Genomic DNA, 2391 nt, shown 5'->3' with positions numbered 1-2391 from the left:
CTGCGCCAGGTGGGCTGGCTGTCCGCCACGCCGACGGGGACGTACGGCCCGCGCACCGTACGGGCCGTCCTCGGCTTCCAGGGCAAGCGCGGGCTGCCGGCGACCGGCAGGCTGGACACCGTCACCTGGCAGCGGCTGCTCGCCATGACGCACCGGCCGACGCGGTCGGAGCTGTACCCCCCGGTGGGCGGTCGGCAGGCCGACGCGCCCGACGCGCGCTGCGTGACCGGCCGGGTGCTGTGCATCGACAAGACCAGCCGGACCCTGCGCTGGATGATCGACGGGCGCACGCTCGAGACGCTGTCCGTGCGCTTCGGCACCCAGTACACACCCACCCGGGAAGGTGTGTTCAAGGTCTACTGGAAGTCACGGCACCATGTGTCGACGCTCTACCACACCGCGATGCCGTACGCGATGTTCTTCAGCGGCGGCCAGGCGGTGCACTACTCCGCCGACTTCGCGGCGCGCGGGTACGCGGGCGGTTCGCACGGCTGCGTCAACGTGCGCGACGAAGCGGCGATCGCGCGGCTGTTCGCCCAGGTGAAGGTCGGCGACAAGGTCGTCGTCTCACGGTGAGTCGCGGGGCCCCGTGAGGCTGCGGGGCGCGGGCGGGACCGGGGGAACGTGTCCCGCCCGCGCCAGGTGCACGAGCCTTGGGTACGGGGGGAACCCCGGCTCCGTGCGATGGCCGATGACCAGTCGGCTCACTCAGTACTGCGTCACGGGCTTCAAAAATGTCACACCTGACGCGGAAAAATTTTCTCGCTCTGGTGAAACCGCAGGTCACACGGGGTGCGGAGGGGGCGGTCAGCGCGCGGAGCCGGCGGCGTACGCCAGGCTCGGCGCGGGGCCCGGCCGCGCGGAGGCCGACCGCGGGTGGTCCGGTCCGCCGGGGTGCGGGGCGTGGGCGGAGGGGGTGGGTACGACACCGTCGCGGCGCCCGCCGCCGTGTCCGGGCTCCGGACGGTCGGCCCCGGCACCGCTCCCCTTGCCCTGGCCTTTACCCTTTTTCTCCTCTTTCCCCTCTTTCCCCTCTTTCCCCTCTTTCGCCTTCTTGCCCTTCTCGCCCTTGCCGGTGTTCCCGTCCTCCCCGTGTCCGGCGCCGTAGGCACCATCGCCGGCGGACAGCAGGACCTCGCAGTACCGGGTCACCCGGGCGGCCCCACCGGCCAGGTGCTCCAGCAGCCGGAGCCAGACGGCCTGCTCCAGGTCGCCCGGCTCGCTTCCGCAGGCATATGCCTCGGCGGAGGCCTCGGCGGCCAGCAGCGGGCGCAGGGTGGCTACCAGGTCGTCGGTCATATGCGGAACGACGAGCCGCCCCGGCGGCGGGTTGCCGGGGCGGCGCACACTCACCCCGAACGGGGGACGGCCGGGGCGGTGGTTGACGGGGTCAGCCGGCCAGGAAGTCGGCGCGGGCGAGCAGTCCGGTGTCGGCGTTGTCGGTGAAGACGCCGTCGATGCCGGTCGCGAAGTACTTCCTGAAGGCGCCGAGGACATCGCCGTAGCCGTCGGCGGCGTTGCCCCTGCGGTACTCGGCGGGCAGGAAGGGGTTCTCGTTGCGCAGGGTGTAGGGGTGCACGACCAGGCCCACCCGGTGCGCGTCGGAGACCAGGGTGGTGGGTTCGGCCAGGGTGCCGTCCGTCTTCTTCGGGATGACCAGGTCCACGGTGGGCCCGATGCCCTGCGCGTAGCCGGCGATCTCCCGCAGGCCCTTGGGGGTGACGAGGTCGGCGACCGTGCGCGGGTCGTTCGCCGCCACGAAGTCGTAGGGCCGGCTGTCCGCCGAGGAGAGCAGGACGACCAGGGGGTTGTCGACCAGCCGGTTCAGCCGCTGGATGCTGGTCGGTTCGAAGGACTGGAGGATGACCGGGGAGTGCCGGCCGTCCTTGCCGTACTTGCGCAGCAGCTTGGCCACCCGCTCCTCCAGGCCGAGGCCGAGCTCGCGGAAGTAGGTGGGGTGCTTGGTCTCCGGGTAGATCCAGACCTGCCGGCCGCGCCTGCGGGTCTGCTCGTCCTGCCACTTCAGGACCTCTTCGAAGGTGGGGATCTCCCAGCGGCCGTTGTAGAGGGTGTTGTGCGGCCGGTTGGCCGGGACGCGTTCGACGGCGCGCAGCGTCTTCAGCTCGGCGAGGGTGAAGTCCTCGGTGAACCAGCCGGTCGTGGGGACGCCGTCGAGCACCTTGGTGGTCCTGCGGCCGGCGAACTCCGGGTGGGCGGCGACGTCGGTGGTGCCGCCGATCTCCGGCTCGTGCCGGCAGACCAGGTGGCCGTCCCTGGTGGGCACCAGGTCGCCGGCCTCGACCACGTCCGCGCCCAGGTCGAGCGCCAGGTCGTAGGAGCCGAAGGTGTGCTCGGGCCGGTAGCCGCTGGCTCCGCGGTGGCCGATGATCG

The 2391-nt window shown here is 71.9% G+C and carries 3 protein-coding genes; 1 reads left to right on the top strand and 2 read right to left on the bottom strand.

All coding sequences use genetic code 11. From position 1 onward, the window contains the following. The coding region (locus H5J33_RS31320) for a L,D-transpeptidase family protein (RefSeq protein WP_181798139.1) at positions 1-576 on the top strand (576 nt) is incomplete at its 5' end. A gap of 231 nt (positions 577-807) precedes the next feature. Here H5J33_RS31320 and H5J33_RS37955 read toward each other — a convergent pair. Continuing rightward, on the bottom strand, positions 808-1299 hold the full coding sequence (locus tag H5J33_RS37955) for a hypothetical protein (protein WP_258565536.1): 492 nt from the start codon (positions 1297-1299) through the stop codon (positions 808-810). A gap of 91 nt (positions 1300-1390) precedes the next feature. After that, on the bottom strand, positions 1391-2391 hold a 1001-nt coding region (locus H5J33_RS31310; protein ID WP_181798138.1), incomplete at its 5' end, for a glycerophosphodiester phosphodiesterase.

Source organism: Streptomyces sp. WELS2, from assembly GCF_013870595.1.
Lineage (GTDB): Bacteria > Actinomycetota > Actinomycetes > Streptomycetales > Streptomycetaceae > Streptomyces.
The sequence above is the reverse complement of the archived record's forward strand: the minus strand, read 5'-3'. Positions and strand labels throughout refer to the sequence as shown.